Below are 14828 nucleotides of genomic sequence, written 5' to 3'. Positions count from 1 at the left end.
ACACCATGCATGGCGGTATTACTTTAGGATTAGAGAACGACTCTACAAAAAGACACAAGTCATCCCATATCCCGCCCTCTTGCTCCCACCAGGAAAGGAGGGGAACTTGCTGACTGCTTGCGCAGTCAACCTACTGACGCCACAATCCGCGTCACCCCGACCATCCTGGAGAGCGTAAATAATGGATCGCACCCTCAACACCGGCTCGCTGGATCTGGCCCAAAGCCGTAACAAGGTCCTGCGCAACACCTATAACCTGCTCGCCCTGAGCATGCTGCCCACGGCAGCCGGCGCCTGGCTGGGCATGCAATTCCACTTCTCGTCCCTGTTCGCCGGCAGCCCGATCATGGGCCCATTGCTGATGCTGGGCGTGATGATCGGTCTGATGTTCGCCATCCAGCGCACGCGCAACAGCAGCGCTGGCGTCGGCCTGCTGCTGGCCTTCACCTTCGTGATGGGCCTGATGCTGTCAGTCACCCTCGAACGCACCCTGCGCTTCTCGAACGGCGGCACCCTGATCGCCCTCGCCGCAGGCGGCACCTCGGTAATTTTCTTCGGCATGTCGGCGCTGGCCTCTTCGATCAAACGCGATCTCTCAGGCATGGGCCAGTTCCTGTTCATTGGCACCCTGCTCCTGCTAGTAGCGGGCATCGCCAACCTGTTCTTCCAACTGCCGGCTCTGCATCTGGCACTGACGGTGATCACCTGCGGTCTGTTCTCGGCCTGGCTGCTCTTCGATCTGAACCGCATCATCCGCGGCGGCGAGACCAACTACATCAGCGCCACCTTGTCGGTGTATCTGGACCTCTACAATATTTTCGTCAGCCTGCTGCAGATTCTCGGCATCTTCGGTGGCGATCGCGACTGATCACCACCCCGAGTACATGAAAAAGGCCCGCGTTGCGGGCCTTTTTCATGTCTGCTTGCGAACATCAACTCCGCTCGAAAAGCGCAATCGATTCGACGTGCGAGGTCTGCGGAAACATGTTGGCCACACCCGCCGAAATGAGGCGATAACCTTTCTCGCCCACCAACAAGGCGGCGTCGCGCGCAAGGGTTGCCGGATTACAGGACACATAGACGATGCGGCGCGGCGCCTGCTCGCCCAACGCTTGGCAGACGGCAATGGCGCCTTCACGCGGCGGATCGATCAGCAACTTATCCAGCTTGCCAAGCGCCGCAATGCTCTTGGGCGTGGCCTCGAAGAGATTGGCGGCGCGAAAATCACAACGCTCTGCCAAGCCATTCAGCTCGGCATTTTCAGTCGCCCTGCGCACCATCGCTACGCTGCCTTCGACCCCGACCACAGAAGCGCCGCGCGCTGCGATCGGCAAGCTGAAGTTGCCCAGGCCACAGAACAAATCCGCGATCCGCTCGCCCGGCTGCGGATCCAGCAAAGCCATCGCCTTGCGCATCAAGATGCGGTTGATGTCCACATTCACCTGGGTAAAGTCGTTCGGCTGAAAGCGCAGGCTTACGCCGAACTCCGGCAGCGAGTAGCTCAGCCAGGACTGAGCCCCCGCCTGCAACGGCCTGGCCGTATCCGGGCCACCCGGCTGCTGCCACATGGCCACGCCATGCTGCGCTCCGAAAGCCACAATGCGGGCTTCGTCTGCAGCCGTGAACGGCAGCAGATTGCGCAGTAGCAGCACAGTCTGCTCCTCACCTACCGCTACTTCGATCTGCGGAATACGATCAGCCACCGACAAAGCACCAATCAGCTCCCGCAGCGGCATCAACAAGGCCGAGAGCGCAGGCGGCAACACCTCGCAACTGTGCATGTCGGCAATGAAGCTGCTTTTCTTCTCATGGAAGCCAACCAGCACGCGCCCATCACTGGGGCGCTTGAAAACACTCAGGCGCGCACGATACCGGTAGCCCCAGGCCGGGCCCTGAATAGCGGGCAGAAGCAAATCCGGACGAATTCGGCCCAAGTGCCAGAAAGCATTCTCAAGCACCCGCTGTTTCACTGCGACCTGGGCAGAAGCCTCCAGGTGCTGCATGCTGCAACCACCGCAGGTGCCATAAAACTCGCACTTGGGTGTCACGCGCAAAGCGCTGGCCTTGTGCAAGACGAGCATGGTGGCCTGCTCGAACTTTGGCTTGACGCGATAGCTTGAGAACTCGACGCGCTCTCCGGGCAAAGCGCCCTCAATAAAGATTGCCTTGCCGTCACAGCGCGCGATACCCCGTCCTTCGTGGTCGAGTGATTCGATGATGGCTGACGGCATGGGCGACCCCGGCTGCGGAAAAGGGGGCGATTGTACCCAGCCCGCTCCGGCTTGTGCCACAAACGCAGCGCAAAGCATTGCGGAACAAAGCCTTACGCTTCCAGGCCTAAACACCAAAGGTCTAGGGGCAAAGCCTGACTTGCGCCGGATCAAGCTGCATGGGATAAACCGGGATTGGTGTAAAGCTATTCCCCTTTTGTTCGGCCCGTTGCTATAATTCGCGCGTCGGCCGCCAGGTCGATCCTAGATTTGGCTTGTCGCCCACCTCATTTCGCAAGGGAACCGAATAATGAAACAGTCTCTCCTCGTCGCTGCTCTGCTCGCTCTGGCCCTGTCCGCCTGTGGCAAGAAGGAAGAAGCCGCTCCCGTCGTTGAAGCCTCCGCTCCGGCTGTTGAAGCTTCCGCTCCGGTTGTTGAAGCTTCCGCTCCGGCAGCTGACGCTTCCGCTCCGGCTGCTGACGCTTCCGCTCCGGCTGCTGCCGCTTCGGCCGCTCAGTAATTCCGGTGCAGGAACAAAAAAGCCGACCATATGGTCGGCTTTTTTGTTGGCGGTTTTGCGGTGTGCTGCCAGTCCCTTCTGATCACCTGGTTTCACGCATCAATCCCGGATCAACCGGCGGCAACATGAGCGTGAACACCGTCCCCACCCCAAGCGTTGAGTCCAGGCTGATAAAGCCTCCCATCTGCTCAGCCAGCTCCCGCGAGATCGCCAAACCAAGGCCGGTGCCCTCAGCATTGCGATTGCCCTCGCCGCTACCGGCCTGACAGAAACGCTCGAACACCCGCTCGCGAGCTTCCGGCTGAATGCCCGGCCCGGTATCGACCACAGCAAAGGCGATCAGACCGTCGCTGGGCATCACATGCATCTCGACCTTGCCACGCTGGGTGAATTTCAGCGCATTGGCCAACAAGTTGTTGATCACCTGCCGAAGGCGCACCGGGTCCACCACTATCCGGACCGGCAGCTTCTGATCCAGAAACAAACCACTAAGCAAGCCCTTGCGCTGCGCCGCAATCGAGTGCGGCGTCCACACTTCAGCGCACAGCTGCGCCAGATCGACATCTTCCGGATGCAGCACCAACCGGCGCGCATCGAGTTTGGCCAGATCCAGCAGGTCGTTGAACATGGCATGCAGGTGACGGCCAGCGGCATGAATGCTGGCTGCGTAGTCGGCCGTTTCACCGTCACGCAGCTCAAGCTGCAGCAGTTCGGAAAAACCAAGGATACTGTTGAGGGGAGTGCGCATTTCGTGGCTGATCGCGGCAAGGAATTCGCTCTTGCTGCGCCAGGCCGATTCGGCCCGCTCACGGGCGGCGTCGAGCTCACGGTTCTGCAAGCGAGTCAGTTCCAGCAAGGCACGGCTGCGCCGGTGGTCCATGCATGCCTGGCAAGCCAACGCGAGGCGCGGCATCAGGGTTTCGAGCACCGCCAGGGCGGCCGGGTTGAGCTCGATCTCGCTCTGCTCCAGATACAGCGCTGCCGCGGCCCCAATCCGCAAGGCCTGGATCTGACCCGGACCGGCAAGGCCCAGCACCGCGCGATGGCGATCCACATCCCGCAGGAAGCCTTCCAGCTGCGCAGTACGTAGCGCATCCTGCGCCCACTGAACGACGCTGCAAGCCGGGTAGGCATGCTGTTCCAGCTCCCCCTGCTCCGCACGCCACCATATCTGAGCGGTGCGCAATTGCAGGCGCTGGGTTGTGGCCACCAGAAAGCTGCGCAGCATCTCGCCCATGTCGAGCGAGGTTCCGATGTGCATCGACAGCTCGCCTTGCAGGGAGAGCAGCCAGACTGTCGATTGCGGCGCTTCAGGCACAGGCATCGGGGAGCAGCCCCAGAATGAAGGTCTTGTTGTGAAACTCCAGGCAGCCACCGCCAGGGTTGGCGATCTCGCCGAGAGACAGCACCCCGAACACCGGAATGCCGGCACTTCCGCCCTCCTCGAGTACCTTTTCGAGCAAGCGCAGCTGCGCGGCGTGGGCATGGTCAAGATAAAGTGCGCGACTGATGCAGTCCACCAGCAACACCCCCGCCGGCGTTTTTCCCGACCGGCGCATGGCCTCACGGCAGGCCTGGCCCGAAGCCTGCACCAGCGCCTCCTCGACGCCATGCAGGATATGCAGGGTCGAGCGCTCCGGTACGTCACCGATACAGATCAGGCGCTCGCCTTCCAGACGCACCGGCTCACGAACCAGAAAGGAGCCATCCATGCGTTCGACTCCCAGCGGAAAACTGCGCGCAACAGCCGGGAAGTTGTCACGGTCGAGCTGTAGGCCACTGAGACGGGCGATCTCGTCACGATAGACATGCAGCGCTGGGCGGAAATCCAGATTGCGGATTTCATTGCCACGCACGGTGGAGACCAAAAAGGGGCCGGCGACCGACTCCCAGCCATGCTTCACGCCTACCGCAATCCGCGCATCCAGTCCGACGATCAGCGCGGCGCCCTGCAACAGGCCACGATTGGAGAACAGACAAGGCTGCGGGCGCAGGCTCAGAGAGCCAGCACCGCCACCGATGAAGGCCGGTCCGGCCCCCACCATGTCGTAAGCGGCCTCGATCAACACATCGATGTGACGCGCCAGAGCATCCACCCACAGCATCACGCTACCGGCTTCGCGCAAACCTGCGCAATGCGCGTGGTAACGGGCAAAGCCTGGATGCTCGTCATTCAAGCCTTCCACGATGCACACCTCAGCTGCACAACGCAGACCCACGATCAGCACACCACGCGCATGATCGCGCCCGCCAAACACGATGCGCGGGAAGATGCCCCCGAATACCGGCACCACCTGTCGTTGCAGCAGTTCATCCCAGGCAGCTTGCTCAAGCCCACTGGCCTCACCGGCAAGAATCAACAGCGAGCGGGCGCCAGCGGCCAGCAGATCGCTGATTTGCGCCTGTACCAGGGCCACATCTGCGTCTTCGAGCAACTCCAGTGGTTCAACGAACATCCTGTCAAAACTCCACATTGACTCCGTTCAAGCATACACAGCCGCCTGCCGCCCGATTCCTGGCGCGCCCCCAAGGGGCAGGGTAGCCCGGCCGCCCTTTGGCAGCGCAAAAATCCAGGCGACAAGGACTCCGTCCCTCCCCCGCTCGCCAGCGGCCCCGGCGCCGGCGCCGGGCAAGCCCGCATTGTGGCCAGCACCTGTCGCACCCAGGAAAACCCTGCCTACAAAATACGCACGGCCGCCGGACGCGTTATCCTTGCGCCCTTCCGTTTCACCTGCCGTACCGAAGCCATGCTCCAGCCCAGTCACGACCCCGCCGCTTACGAAGCCCAGCTTGCGCCCAAGCTCGCGCAATTCAAGAGCGATTTCGCGCCTTTCGCGCTCCCTGAGCCGGCCGTGTTCCGCTCCGCACCGCTGCACTACCGCCAGCGCGCCGAGTTCCGCATGTGGCATGAAGGCGAGGATCTGCACTACGCGATGTTCGACCCGGCGGCACCGAAGACTCCGGTACTAATGGAAACCTTCCCGGTCGCGGCCGAATCGATCTGCACGCTGATGCCGCGCCTGAAGACTGCCTTGCTGGCACGCCCCGAATTGCGCCGGAAAATCTTCCAGGTGAACTTCCTGGCCACGCTCTCGGGTGAAATGCTGGTCACCCTGCTCTACCACCGCGCACTGGATGCAGCCTGGGAAGAGGCCGCACGCGCGCTGGCCAGCGAACTGGGCATTCTCGTGATCGGCCGTAGCCTCAAGCAGAAGATCGTGCTGGAGCGCGACTGGCTGCTCGAAGAACTCCAGGTACAAGGCCGCCACCTGCGCTACCAGCAGGTCGAAGGCTCCTTCTCTCAACCGAATGCCGGTATCAACCAGCAGATGCTGGGCTGGGCCTGCGAGCAGGCCGCCACACTCGGCGGCGATCTGCTGGAGCTCTACTGTGGCAACGGTAATTTCACCGTAGCCCTGGCGCCGCACTTCGGCCGCGTGCTGGCCACCGAGATGAGCAAATCCTCGGTACGCGCCGCGCACTACAACCTCGAAGCCAACGGCATCGACACGGTGAGCATGGTGCGTATGGCCAGCGAAGAAATCAGTGACGCGCTGGCCCGGGTACGCCCCTTCACGCGCCTGAAGGACGTTGATCTGGACAGCTACCGCTTCTCGACCCTGTTTCTCGACCCGCCGCGTGCCGGCCTCGACCCGGCCACCGTGGCACTGGCTCGCGGTTTCGAACACATCCTCTATATCAGCTGCAATCCGCAGACCTTACGCGACAACGTGGCCGAACTCGCGGCCACGCATCGCATCGCAGCGGCCGCCGTGTTCGACCAGTTCCCGTGGACCCACCATCTGGAGTGTGGCCTGCTACTGACGCGACGCTGAGCGTCAAGCGGCTCTGGTGCAGGGTTAGCCGCGCCGCCTGTTGCCCAGAGCAAGCCTCCCCAGCGTAAGCCGGCCCGAAGGCAAACACACTTGGACAGCCTTCGCGCTGCCGCTTACGGCGTCAGCGCAAACTGACGCGGCTGCACCATGCTGCACTCGTTCTGGATCGCGTATTGCGCCTCAAGAGCATGGCGCTCGATGATTTCAACCTTGCCGATTTCCAGTGTCACCGCATTGTTGATCTGGATGTAGTAATTGCGCCCGCCCTGCAGATTCAGCTCAAGCTTTGCTACGGAAGTACCCGTTACCTCCAGCAGGTGAAACCCAGGCGGCAATTCCATCGGCATGAATGAAGAGCCACCCATGGTGCCAAGATCCAGGCTGTCCATGCGCATGCTCATCAGCGCATCAGCGCCGTAGCGTGTGTTGCGATAGAGATAGACGCGCGCGCCGCCCGGCTTGCTGCGAAACAGCTTGGCCGCCTGATCGGCCTCTGGCGTTGCCCGCAATGGCGGCGGCAGCGGTGGTGCCGAAGCACATCCCAGCAACATCGCCAGCAGCAGGCCGGCAATCACTCCACGCATGATCTTCTCCCTCGAATCCGTTCTATGACGGAGCGCGAACATCTTCGGCCAAGTCGACACGCAGGGCAAGCACCGACAGTCTGACCCTGCAATGCAAAAGGCCTTCCGCCAGATGGCGGAAGGCCTTGCTGGAGCGCGCAGGCTCAGTAGCCCAGATTGAGCTGGTAGATCGCAGTCGTGCCACTCACTTCATTGCCCACAACCAGCAGCGGCTTGGCATTGGGCGAGTCAGACGCCTTGATGAAGGCCAGGCCTTCCGGACCGTTATCGCCGCCGGTGCCACTGCGCGTATTCAGATAGGTCACGAACACCGGCGCAGCCGGGCTGCTGATGTCATACACCATCACGCCACCGATACGCTCCAGGCCGATGAAGGCAAAGGTCTTGCTGCCGATGGCGGCCAGCACCACGCCTTCCGGTTCCGGACCCTTGGCGGGGCTGCGCGAATCCTGGGTGTTGTTGTCGTGACTGGCGTTGAAGTTGGCTTCGCTCAGGGCAGTTGTCTTCTGCTCGAAGGCATCGCCGGAGTCATAGACCTGAGTCGCATCCGTCCGCCAGATCGAGAAGGAACGGCCACCGAACGCATACAGCGCAGTACACACGCCGGTCGTGGCGTTCTTGCCGGTATCGCTGCTGCCACCGTTGTAGTTGGCAGTAACTTTGAGGCGACCGAGGTTGCTGTCCTTCACATCATTGGCAGAATCGGCCGACAGGCTGGCATCCAGCCCACCAGTGCAATGCGCACGCACCCGTGCCTCTTCCGCAAAGCCGGTGTATTCGCGGGCGTCGCCCTCATTGGCCGTCACCAGATAAGTCGTGCCGCCCACCACATAGCTGGCGATCGCATCCGGCATGTACATGCCTTTCACCGGCACGGTGCGGATCTTGATGGCCGGCGTGCCGGAGTTGGTGTTGGTGCCGCCGTCTTCATCACTGACGTCCATGCCGTAGCCGGCGATGCTGTGATCCTTCAGGCCCAACGAGCGGATCGCGGTGATGCTTTTGCTGGCCAGATCCAGCTCGGCAATCGCGTTGTTCTCCTGCAGCGTGATCCAGGCCTTGCTGCTGTCCGCCGCCACCGTGATGTACTCCGGCTCCAGATCCTGAGCCACCGTGGCGCCCGGCCCAAAGATACGCACGCCGGCAGTGCGCAGGCTGTCGACCTGGCTGTTAAAGCCCGCGAAGCCGGCACTCGTCACACTCATGCTGACGCTGCTGACCATGGGGCCCAGCGCGCCAAGCGTGATCACGCTGACCGAGCCTTCCGGATCCACCGAATCGGCCTGACCGTAGCTGTTCGGCTCACCTTCATTGGCCACCAGAAGATACTTGCCATCCGGCGAAAAGGTGAGCATGTCCGGCAAGGCCCCCACCGTGGCAGTGCCGAGGGTGACGAGATCAAAGGCACGCACCAGGGCCACGATGCCGTTACCGGTCTTGGGCGAAGCTTCGATGGCAAGGGCCACGACACCGTCGCGCACAGCCACGCTGTTGGCGCCACCGAGGCCGCTGCCGAAGGTGGCTGTGCTGATCGAGCTGATCAGCACCGGGTTGGCCGGATCGGCCAGATTCAGCACATCCACTGTGCCGAGTGCGCCATTGATCACGAAGAGGCGCTTGCTCGCCGGATCAAAGGCGGTGATTTCTGCCGACGACGCACCGCCACTATGGGTATAGCCACCAATCTTGACGAGACTCAGGCTGACCGGTGTGGCCTCCACGCTGCTGCTTGAGGACGACCGGCTTGAAGAGCTGGCCGCTGAACTGCTGAGGCTGGACGACGCCCCAACACTGGCTGCAGAACTGCTAGCCAGCGAGGCAGCACTCGCGCTGACGCTTACGCTGCTGCTCGAGGCGGCACCGATGACTGCGTCACTCCCGGAACTGCCGCCGCCGCACGCGGCCAGCAGCACAAAAACGCCTAGCAGGCCACTTGCTCCCACTCCCCCCGCAAGACTTCTTTTCATTGTTATGCACTCCGTGCGTGTTCAAGACAAGCTCGCGATTGTCACAAGCAAAAATGACCTTGCCGTGACAAATGCATGACACCCCTGCGACATGTCGTGCCCACCAGGCCCCAGCTCGCAGTGCCTGCCCATGAAGCCGGCGATCGTCACCTCACTGCAACACAAAACATACGCAACCGTATTCTTCCCGTAACAAAGCATCCTGATCATTGCCGGCTTTCCTGCCCCGCCGGGCAGACAACATCAGGGAGCAACAAACATGCAATCAGCATTTGAATTCCGGCGTAGTGCCGCCACCCTCGCGGTGCTCACCGCGCTGGGTCTGGTCGCCTGCGGTGGTGGCAGCAACAGCAGTGAGTCCACTGTCGCCGCGTCGAGCAGCAGCTCCGCCACCAGCACGTCGAGCAGTGCTGCTGCACTCGTCATTCCGGCTGAACCGGTCGGCCTCGGTGTCGTTGAGACCGCCGACGCCCCCAGTGGCGTACAGGCTTATATCGACACCGGCGCCAGCAACCAGCGCAACAATCCCTGCCAGGTCACGCTCGACACCAATGCCGGCGTGCGTGTGCTCAAAGGCTTCCTCGACCTGTGGACGCCCAGCAGCCTGAAAGTTGATGCCGGCGTAAGCCTCGCCGCCGCCAACGGCTGCGCTGCTGTGACTGCCTCCACTTGGAGCGGCATCCCCGGTGACGCGACCGATGGCAGCGTCGTCAATGCCGCGCTGCACGCCGCCAATATCGACTACGTGAAAGCCGCCACCAAGAACCGCACAAGCGATCAGGCGCTTGCCGCCTACATGGATGACCGCCGCAGCAAGGGCTTTTCCGTGTCCGACGGTATGGGCCCGCTCACCAGCCTCTGGCGCACAGGCACCGGCCAGACCAGCAGCATCGTTGCCGTCGATCCGAACACCGCCGTCACCGCCGTATCCGACAGCGGGAACAACCTCGGCTCGACCACCTCGACTCTCGGCAGTGCTGTCAGCTTCATCGACAGCGGCAACATCACCGATGGCTCGGGCGAACCCGCCAAGCGTTTCTACAAATACGCCCGCCCCTGGCGCTGGAGCACGGACGTCAGCGTCGTACCGGCCCTTGAATCGGCCAAGAGCACCACGCCGGCCACCGATGGCGGCTTCCCCTCGGGCCACACCGCCGAAGCCTGGCGCGATGTGCTGCCGATGGCCTACCTCTTCCCGCAGCGTTACCAGGAACTCATCACCCGCGCCATGGAAATGGGCGAGAGCCGCATCCTCGCCGGCATGCACTCGCCGCTGGACGTGATGGGCGGCCGCGTGCAGGCCACCGCCGTGGTGGCCTACGGTCTGACCAAGACCAGTATGGACAAGGCCGCCACCTACAAGCTGGTGCAGGACTACCTGATGGCCCAGACCGGCACCAGCGATTTCAACACGCTGCTTGAAAAGGCCCGCACCCCGGTCACCACCGACAAGAGCAGCGTCAACTACGACCGTTTCTCCGACTACGCCACGAACAAGAGCTTCTTCACCCAGAAGCTCACCTATGGTCTGCCCAAGATTGCCGCCAACGATGGCAAGGCCGCCACCGTGCCGAAGGGCGCCGAGATCCTGCTCGAAACCCGTCTGCCCTACCTCAGCGCCGCCCAGCGCCGCGTGGTGCTGAAGACCACCGAAATCGACTCGGGCTATCCGCTGGCCAACGATGAAGAAGGCTGGGGCCGCCTCAACCTCTTCGCCGCAGCGGATGGTTACGGCGCCTTCAACGGCGACGTGGCCGTGACGATGGATGCCAGCCTCGGCGGTTTCAATGCCAAGGACTCCTGGCGCAACAACATCGCCGGCGCCGGCAAGCTCAGCAAGCTCGGCACGGGCACCCTGCGCCTGGCTGGCAGCAACAGCTACAGCGGCGGCACGGTGATCAGCGCCGGCACCCTGGCGGCGGATTCGGCCAGCGCCTTCGGCAAGGGCGAGGTGTTCATGAAGGGCGGCAAACTCGAATGCGCCGCTCCGGCCGCACTCGCCATCACCGGCGCCTACACCCAGACCGCCGGCGAGCTGGCGCTGGTCATGAGTGGTGCCGCCAAAGGCGTGCTGAACATCAGTGGCACCGCCACCCTGGCCGGCGGCAGCCTCGTCGTGAGCTTCTCAGGCTATACCCCGAAGGCAGGCGACACCCTCAGCGTGATCAGCGCCGGCAAGCTCGCCGGCACGTTCAGCAGCGTCACGGTAGCTGGCTTCAGCAAGATCACCACCACCTACACGGCCACCGGCGTGCAGATCCGTCTCGACGGCGTGTAATCGGCAGCCCTCAAGCCAGAAAGACAAAAGCCCGTCCGGCGCAAGCCGGACGGGCTTTTTCACAGGGCAAGATTTGCGACTTCAGCCGCCCGCACGCTTCACCGTAAAACCTTCGGCCTTCAGACGTGCCATCACCAGCTCGCAGTGATCGCCCTGAATCTCTATCACCCCATCCTTGGTCGTGCCACCCGTGCCGCAGGCCGCCTTCAGCTTCTTGCCCAGCGCGGCGAGTGCCGCAGCCTCCAGCAACACGCCCTTGATCACCGTCACGCACTTGCCGCCCCGGCTCTTGGTGTCGCGCGACACCCGCACGATGCCATCGCCCGCCGGCACCACCGCCTGCTTGCAGGCGCAGGCCGCCACCGGCTGACGACAATCGGGACAGGTACGACCATGCTCGGTCGAATACACCAGCCCGCCGTTGCCACTTTTCGATTTCATGCCTGCTCCTTCTGCCAGCGGGCAAACCATTCGGTCAGCGCGCGTACTTCGCCCAGCGCGGCCAACTCACGATCAATCACATCGTGATTGCCCCACACCACATCCGCCAGCTTGCCTTCCGCCACCTGCGCCTCGATCTCGCCGCAATACAGGCCCAGCTCACGCTGCACATAAAAGCCATAAGTGCGACACGCCACCGGGCGCTGCGCGTACACCGGGCAGGCATTGCTCACCTGATCCAGCATCGGGCACACCACCGGCCGCATGGGCTGGCTCACCAAGCGGGCCATCGCCTCGCTGACCTGCGCGAGACGCTCCGCCGGCAAAGCGGCCAGCCCCTCCTGCAGCAAGCGCCATTCGGCAGCCGTCAGCAAAGGCACGTCCGACAGCTTGCGACAGCAGTTCGCACAGCCCTTTCCGCAGAGCCAATCGGGGGTTTCAGCGCGAATGAAGTCGACGCGGCGGTCGATGTCGAGATGGAGATCGGTCAGAGGCATGAGGAGGTATCCAATCGATGGCTGCGTGAACCTGACTTGAAATCCATCAGCGCCCCGCCACCCAGTTCTCCACCTGCAGCCCCGGCACCCGCACGAACTCGCGTTCATTGTTGGTGACCAGAATCCAGCCTTCCGCGCGCGCGTGAGCTGCCAGCCACAGATCGTTGTTGCCGATGATCTGGCCGCTCGCCTGCAGTGCCGCACGGATCTGGCCGTAGTGTTCGCCAGCCGCTTCCGGCAGCGGCGCCACGGTGATCAGGCTTATCAGGGTCTGGATGCTGCTCAGCGCCCGCTCGCGGCTCTGACTCTTCTCCGCGCCGAAGCGCAGCTCGCCCAGCGTCACCACCGACATCGCCAGCTCGCGCGCTGCATGGCGCGCAAAGCGTTCGCGCACCTCGGGCGGGTTGTGCTTGGCAATGTAGATGCAGATGTTGGTGTCGAGCAGGTAGCGGGCGCTCATCAGAGCGCCTCCCGTTCCTGCGGCGGCGTGTCGTCACGGCCATCGGCCATGAAGTCGGCCGGCAGCGCGGCCAGCGCATCGAAGATCACCGCCGCATTGCTCGCCACCGGACGCAGCACCACCTCGTCGCCGCGCCGGAAAATCTCGACCTGATCGACATCGAAGCGGAACTCCTTCGGCAAGCGCACGGCCTGGCTGTTGCCGGACTGGAAGATACGGGCGTGGGTCATGGATGGCTCCCAGGAATGTTTATACGCAAAGTATATACATCCATCAGCCGTGAGCCAAGGCGTGGAGGTGTCACGATTTGTAGGGCGGAGTGCCAACTCCGCCACTTCGATCACCTCATGCGGTGCGGTTTGCACCGCACCCTACGACTGCGCCGTACGTGGTGCCGCATTGCTCGCCACCGGACGCAGCACCACCTCGTCGCCACGCCGGAATATCTCGACCTGATCGACCTCGAAGCGGAACTCCTTCGGCAAACGTACGGCCTGGCTGTTGCCAGACTGGAAGATGCGTGCGTGGGTCATATGGGACTCCCCGGGGTGTTTATACGCGGAGTATATACATCCGTCAGCTATGAGCCAAGCCGCGGAAGCGGAGCAAAGGGCGCGCCGACGTAGGTCGGAAAAGCCGCAGGCGCCTTCCGACGATTTGCGGCTCAAGCATCAAGGGGGCTTGTACAACGATTCCAGAAGTCGGAAGACGCTCCGCTTTTCCGACCTACTCCGGGTTACGGCCTTTGCTTGCTAAGCCTTAGGCTTGCTTTTATCACCGAAGAGTTTTATCCACAAAGCAAACCCTCTCTGCTGAAGCCTGTACTCGCCAATTTTAGATGGATTTCTTAAAATTATTTTCCGCCCAACCAAGGCACTTAATGCATTAGAAAGAGTCGACTCATCGCCGCTAAATTTCGCTCTAATCTCAGCCTTGGTAATCCACTCGTTCATTTTCTCAGCCATGATCGATAAAACTTCTCTGTATTCGTCAGATTTTATCCTATCGTAAAAATCTGACGCATAATATCTACTACCAATAGCATCAATAGCCCCTCCTTGCTTGAACGCCGAGTTCAAGACATCATCGCCAGAAATCTCATTATCAGAGTCTTCTTCAAAAGCTGAAAATGAAAATTGCTGAATAAAGTTTGGATATCCTTCAGACAAAACAGAAATCTGTATTTTTGCGTCTGGCGAGATTTTTGTTTGTATTTTGTTTACTTTATTAGCCTCTTCCAACCCTCTATCAACCACATACCGCCTATCCGATGGACTAAGCTCACCTAATGGAACCTGAGTAAAAACTCTAATAGAAGAGGGGTGAGACTCAGAAAGCTTTTCCACAACAGTTGGCAACCCTGCAATGATAAACATCACGTTGTAACAACCATGATGCAGCAAAGATTCCGTAACGTTTTTAAAAAAATAACCAAGACGAAGATCCGGCGACGCGCTATCACACTCATCTATCACAAAAACAATACCGTCTCTTTTTTCTTCCGCCGAAGCATTTTCGGTTATTCTTTTACTAGTCTCAGCCAGAGAGTATGAAAAATCATCTAGCAAAATCTCAATCTCAGAGTTCTTTTCTTCCGGCCCAATCCCTGAATCCATTATTCTTATTCTTTTAACAAACTCCCATGTGGTGTGCAAAAAAGAACGGATAGCCTCCGTCTTCGACAACTCTCTTGAAATTTTTCGCTCAGCCAACTTCACAAGCGTTGATATATCAGTTTTCTCTGAAACCAAGAGATCAACAGTAACAAAGTTAAACCTTTCGTAATCCGGGCTTTTTATCCCACCTGAAGCCAAACCCTTTACGTAAAAAAGAAGAGATGACTTCCCAATCCCTCTATCACCAGTAACCATCAAATTAGAAGGTTGCCCATTTTGAGTTTGAAACAATGATTTCTCAATGCTCTCAATTTCAGAAATTCTACCCGCAAACATCGCAGGAGGAACTGGACTATTTGGCTTAAAAGGATTTAGTTTTTTCATTTCTAATATCAAAATAATTATTTATTATCTAAAAC

At 60.7% G+C, this 14828-nt stretch carries 15 protein-coding genes; 4 read left to right on the top strand and 11 right to left on the bottom strand.

The features are described 5' to 3' along the window. The first annotated feature begins 181 nt into the window (after positions 1 to 181). On the top strand, positions 182 to 868 hold the full coding sequence (locus HJ583_RS16005) for a Bax inhibitor-1/YccA family protein (protein WP_170022860.1): 687 nt from the start codon (positions 182 to 184) through the stop codon (positions 866 to 868). Between the two features lie 64 nt (positions 869 to 932). On the opposite strand, the gene rlmD is transcribed toward HJ583_RS16005, so the two are convergent. Next, complete coding sequence (gene rlmD, locus HJ583_RS16000; RefSeq protein ID WP_170022859.1) at positions 933 to 2231, bottom strand: 23S rRNA (uracil(1939)-C(5))-methyltransferase RlmD; 1299 nt, start codon at positions 2229 to 2231, stop codon at positions 933 to 935. A gap of 289 nt (positions 2232 to 2520) precedes the next feature. Between rlmD and HJ583_RS15995 the strand changes: the two genes are divergently transcribed. Continuing rightward, positions 2521 to 2730 carry a hypothetical protein gene (locus HJ583_RS15995; protein WP_101944450.1) on the top strand — a complete coding sequence of 70 codons (210 nt, stop codon included), beginning with the start codon at positions 2521 to 2523 and terminating at the stop codon, positions 2728 to 2730. A gap of 82 nt (positions 2731 to 2812) precedes the next feature. On the opposite strand, the gene HJ583_RS15990 is transcribed toward HJ583_RS15995, so the two are convergent. Both HJ583_RS15990 and HJ583_RS15985 read right to left on the bottom strand, forming a co-directional pair. After that, positions 2813 to 4054 carry a sensor histidine kinase gene (locus HJ583_RS15990; protein WP_170022858.1) on the bottom strand — a complete coding sequence of 414 codons (1242 nt, stop codon included), beginning with the start codon at positions 4052 to 4054 and terminating at the stop codon, positions 2813 to 2815. Further along, positions 4041 to 5186, bottom strand: coding sequence for an FIST signal transduction protein (locus tag HJ583_RS15985; protein WP_170022857.1), 1146 nt, complete (start codon positions 5184 to 5186; stop codon positions 4041 to 4043). The genes HJ583_RS15990 and HJ583_RS15985 overlap by 14 nt, the downstream gene beginning before the upstream one ends. A 291-nt stretch (positions 5187 to 5477) precedes the next feature. On the opposite strand from HJ583_RS15985, the gene trmA reads away from it, so the two are divergent. Continuing rightward, on the top strand, positions 5478 to 6566 hold the full coding sequence (gene trmA, locus HJ583_RS15980; RefSeq protein ID WP_170022856.1) for a tRNA (uridine(54)-C5)-methyltransferase TrmA: 1089 nt from the start codon (positions 5478 to 5480) through the stop codon (positions 6564 to 6566). Between the two features lie 113 nt (positions 6567 to 6679). Here trmA and HJ583_RS15975 read toward each other — a convergent pair whose 3' ends face one another. Both HJ583_RS15975 and HJ583_RS15970 read right to left on the bottom strand, forming a co-directional pair. Beyond that, positions 6680 to 7150 carry a hypothetical protein gene (locus HJ583_RS15975; protein WP_170022855.1) on the bottom strand — a complete coding sequence of 157 codons (471 nt, stop codon included), beginning with the start codon at positions 7148 to 7150 and terminating at the stop codon, positions 6680 to 6682. A gap of 143 nt (positions 7151 to 7293) precedes the next feature. Continuing rightward, on the bottom strand, positions 7294 to 9117 hold the full coding sequence (locus HJ583_RS15970; protein ID WP_217423468.1) for a choice-of-anchor I family protein: 1824 nt from the start codon (positions 9115 to 9117) through the stop codon (positions 7294 to 7296). 259 nt (positions 9118 to 9376) lie between these two features. Between HJ583_RS15970 and HJ583_RS15965 the strand changes: the two genes are divergently transcribed. Next, the gene (locus tag HJ583_RS15965; protein WP_170022854.1) at positions 9377 to 11395 is read left to right on the top strand and encodes an acid phosphatase; all 2019 of its coding nucleotides are present in this window, start codon (positions 9377 to 9379) and stop codon (positions 11393 to 11395) included. An 81-nt stretch (positions 11396 to 11476) separates the two neighbouring features. Here the strand turns inward: HJ583_RS15965 and HJ583_RS15960 are convergent, their stop codons facing one another. From HJ583_RS15960 to HJ583_RS15935, 6 genes are all read right to left on the bottom strand, one after another. Next, positions 11477 to 11836: a translation initiation factor Sui1 gene (locus tag HJ583_RS15960; RefSeq protein WP_101944444.1), complete on the bottom strand. Its 360-nt coding sequence runs from the start codon at positions 11834 to 11836 to the stop codon at positions 11477 to 11479. Continuing rightward, on the bottom strand, positions 11833 to 12333 hold the full coding sequence (locus HJ583_RS15955) for a YkgJ family cysteine cluster protein (protein ID WP_170022853.1): 501 nt from the start codon (positions 12331 to 12333) through the stop codon (positions 11833 to 11835). The genes HJ583_RS15960 and HJ583_RS15955 overlap by 4 nt, the downstream gene beginning before the upstream one ends. A gap of 46 nt (positions 12334 to 12379) precedes the next feature. Then, a complete protein-coding gene (vapC, locus tag HJ583_RS15950; protein WP_170022852.1) occupies positions 12380 to 12793 on the bottom strand; it encodes a type II toxin-antitoxin system tRNA(fMet)-specific endonuclease VapC in 414 nt (137 codons plus the stop codon). Further along, positions 12793 to 13023 carry an antitoxin gene (locus HJ583_RS15945; RefSeq protein WP_170022851.1) on the bottom strand — a complete coding sequence of 77 codons (231 nt, stop codon included), beginning with the start codon at positions 13021 to 13023 and terminating at the stop codon, positions 12793 to 12795. The genes vapC and HJ583_RS15945 overlap by 1 nt, the downstream gene beginning before the upstream one ends. Positions 13024 to 13164: 141 nt before the next feature. After that, positions 13165 to 13326, bottom strand: coding sequence for an antitoxin (locus HJ583_RS15940; RefSeq protein ID WP_170022850.1), 162 nt, complete (start codon positions 13324 to 13326; stop codon positions 13165 to 13167). Positions 13327 to 13545: 219 nt separating this feature from the next. Next, positions 13546 to 14793, bottom strand: coding sequence for an ATP-binding protein (locus tag HJ583_RS15935; protein WP_170022849.1), 1248 nt, complete (start codon positions 14791 to 14793; stop codon positions 13546 to 13548). Positions 14794 to 14828 lie beyond the last annotated feature (35 nt).

The sequence above is a fragment of the Uliginosibacterium aquaticum genome, assembly GCF_012972705.2.
In the GTDB taxonomy this organism is placed as follows: Bacteria; Pseudomonadota; Gammaproteobacteria; order Burkholderiales; family Rhodocyclaceae; genus Uliginosibacterium; species Uliginosibacterium aquaticum.
The sequence above is the reverse complement of the archived record's forward strand: the minus strand, read 5'-3'. Positions and strand labels throughout refer to the sequence as shown.

What these genes read in the sequence shown, in the direction of transcription:
- HJ583_RS16005 (WP_170022860.1), top strand. Translation starts at nt 182, where the DNA reads ATGGATCGCACCCTCAACACCGGCTCGCTGGATCTGGCCCAAAGCCGT.
- rlmD (WP_170022859.1), bottom strand. Translation starts at nt 2,231, where the DNA reads ATGCCGTCAGCCATCATCGAATCACTCGACCACGAAGGACGGGGTATC.
- HJ583_RS15995 (WP_101944450.1), top strand. Translation starts at nt 2,521, where the DNA reads ATGAAACAGTCTCTCCTCGTCGCTGCTCTGCTCGCTCTGGCCCTGTCC.
- HJ583_RS15990 (WP_170022858.1), bottom strand. Translation starts at nt 4,054, where the DNA reads ATGCCTGTGCCTGAAGCGCCGCAATCGACAGTCTGGCTGCTCTCCCTG.
- HJ583_RS15985 (WP_170022857.1), bottom strand. Translation starts at nt 5,186, where the DNA reads ATGTTCGTTGAACCACTGGAGTTGCTCGAAGACGCAGATGTGGCCCTG.
- trmA (WP_170022856.1), top strand. Translation starts at nt 5,478, where the DNA reads ATGCTCCAGCCCAGTCACGACCCCGCCGCTTACGAAGCCCAGCTTGCG.
- HJ583_RS15975 (WP_170022855.1), bottom strand. Translation starts at nt 7,150, where the DNA reads ATGCGTGGAGTGATTGCCGGCCTGCTGCTGGCGATGTTGCTGGGATGT.
- HJ583_RS15970 (WP_217423468.1), bottom strand. Translation starts at nt 9,117, where the DNA reads ATGAAAAGAAGTCTTGCGGGGGGAGTGGGAGCAAGTGGCCTGCTAGGC.
- HJ583_RS15965 (WP_170022854.1), top strand. Translation starts at nt 9,377, where the DNA reads ATGCAATCAGCATTTGAATTCCGGCGTAGTGCCGCCACCCTCGCGGTG.
- HJ583_RS15960 (WP_101944444.1), bottom strand. Translation starts at nt 11,836, where the DNA reads ATGAAATCGAAAAGTGGCAACGGCGGGCTGGTGTATTCGACCGAGCAT.
- HJ583_RS15955 (WP_170022853.1), bottom strand. Translation starts at nt 12,333, where the DNA reads ATGCCTCTGACCGATCTCCATCTCGACATCGACCGCCGCGTCGACTTC.
- vapC (WP_170022852.1), bottom strand. Translation starts at nt 12,793, where the DNA reads ATGAGCGCCCGCTACCTGCTCGACACCAACATCTGCATCTACATTGCC.
- HJ583_RS15945 (WP_170022851.1), bottom strand. Translation starts at nt 13,023, where the DNA reads ATGACCCACGCCCGTATCTTCCAGTCCGGCAACAGCCAGGCCGTGCGC.
- HJ583_RS15940 (WP_170022850.1), bottom strand. Translation starts at nt 13,326, where the DNA reads ATGACCCACGCACGCATCTTCCAGTCTGGCAACAGCCAGGCCGTACGT.
- HJ583_RS15935 (WP_170022849.1), bottom strand. Translation starts at nt 14,793, where the DNA reads ATGAAAAAACTAAATCCTTTTAAGCCAAATAGTCCAGTTCCTCCTGCG.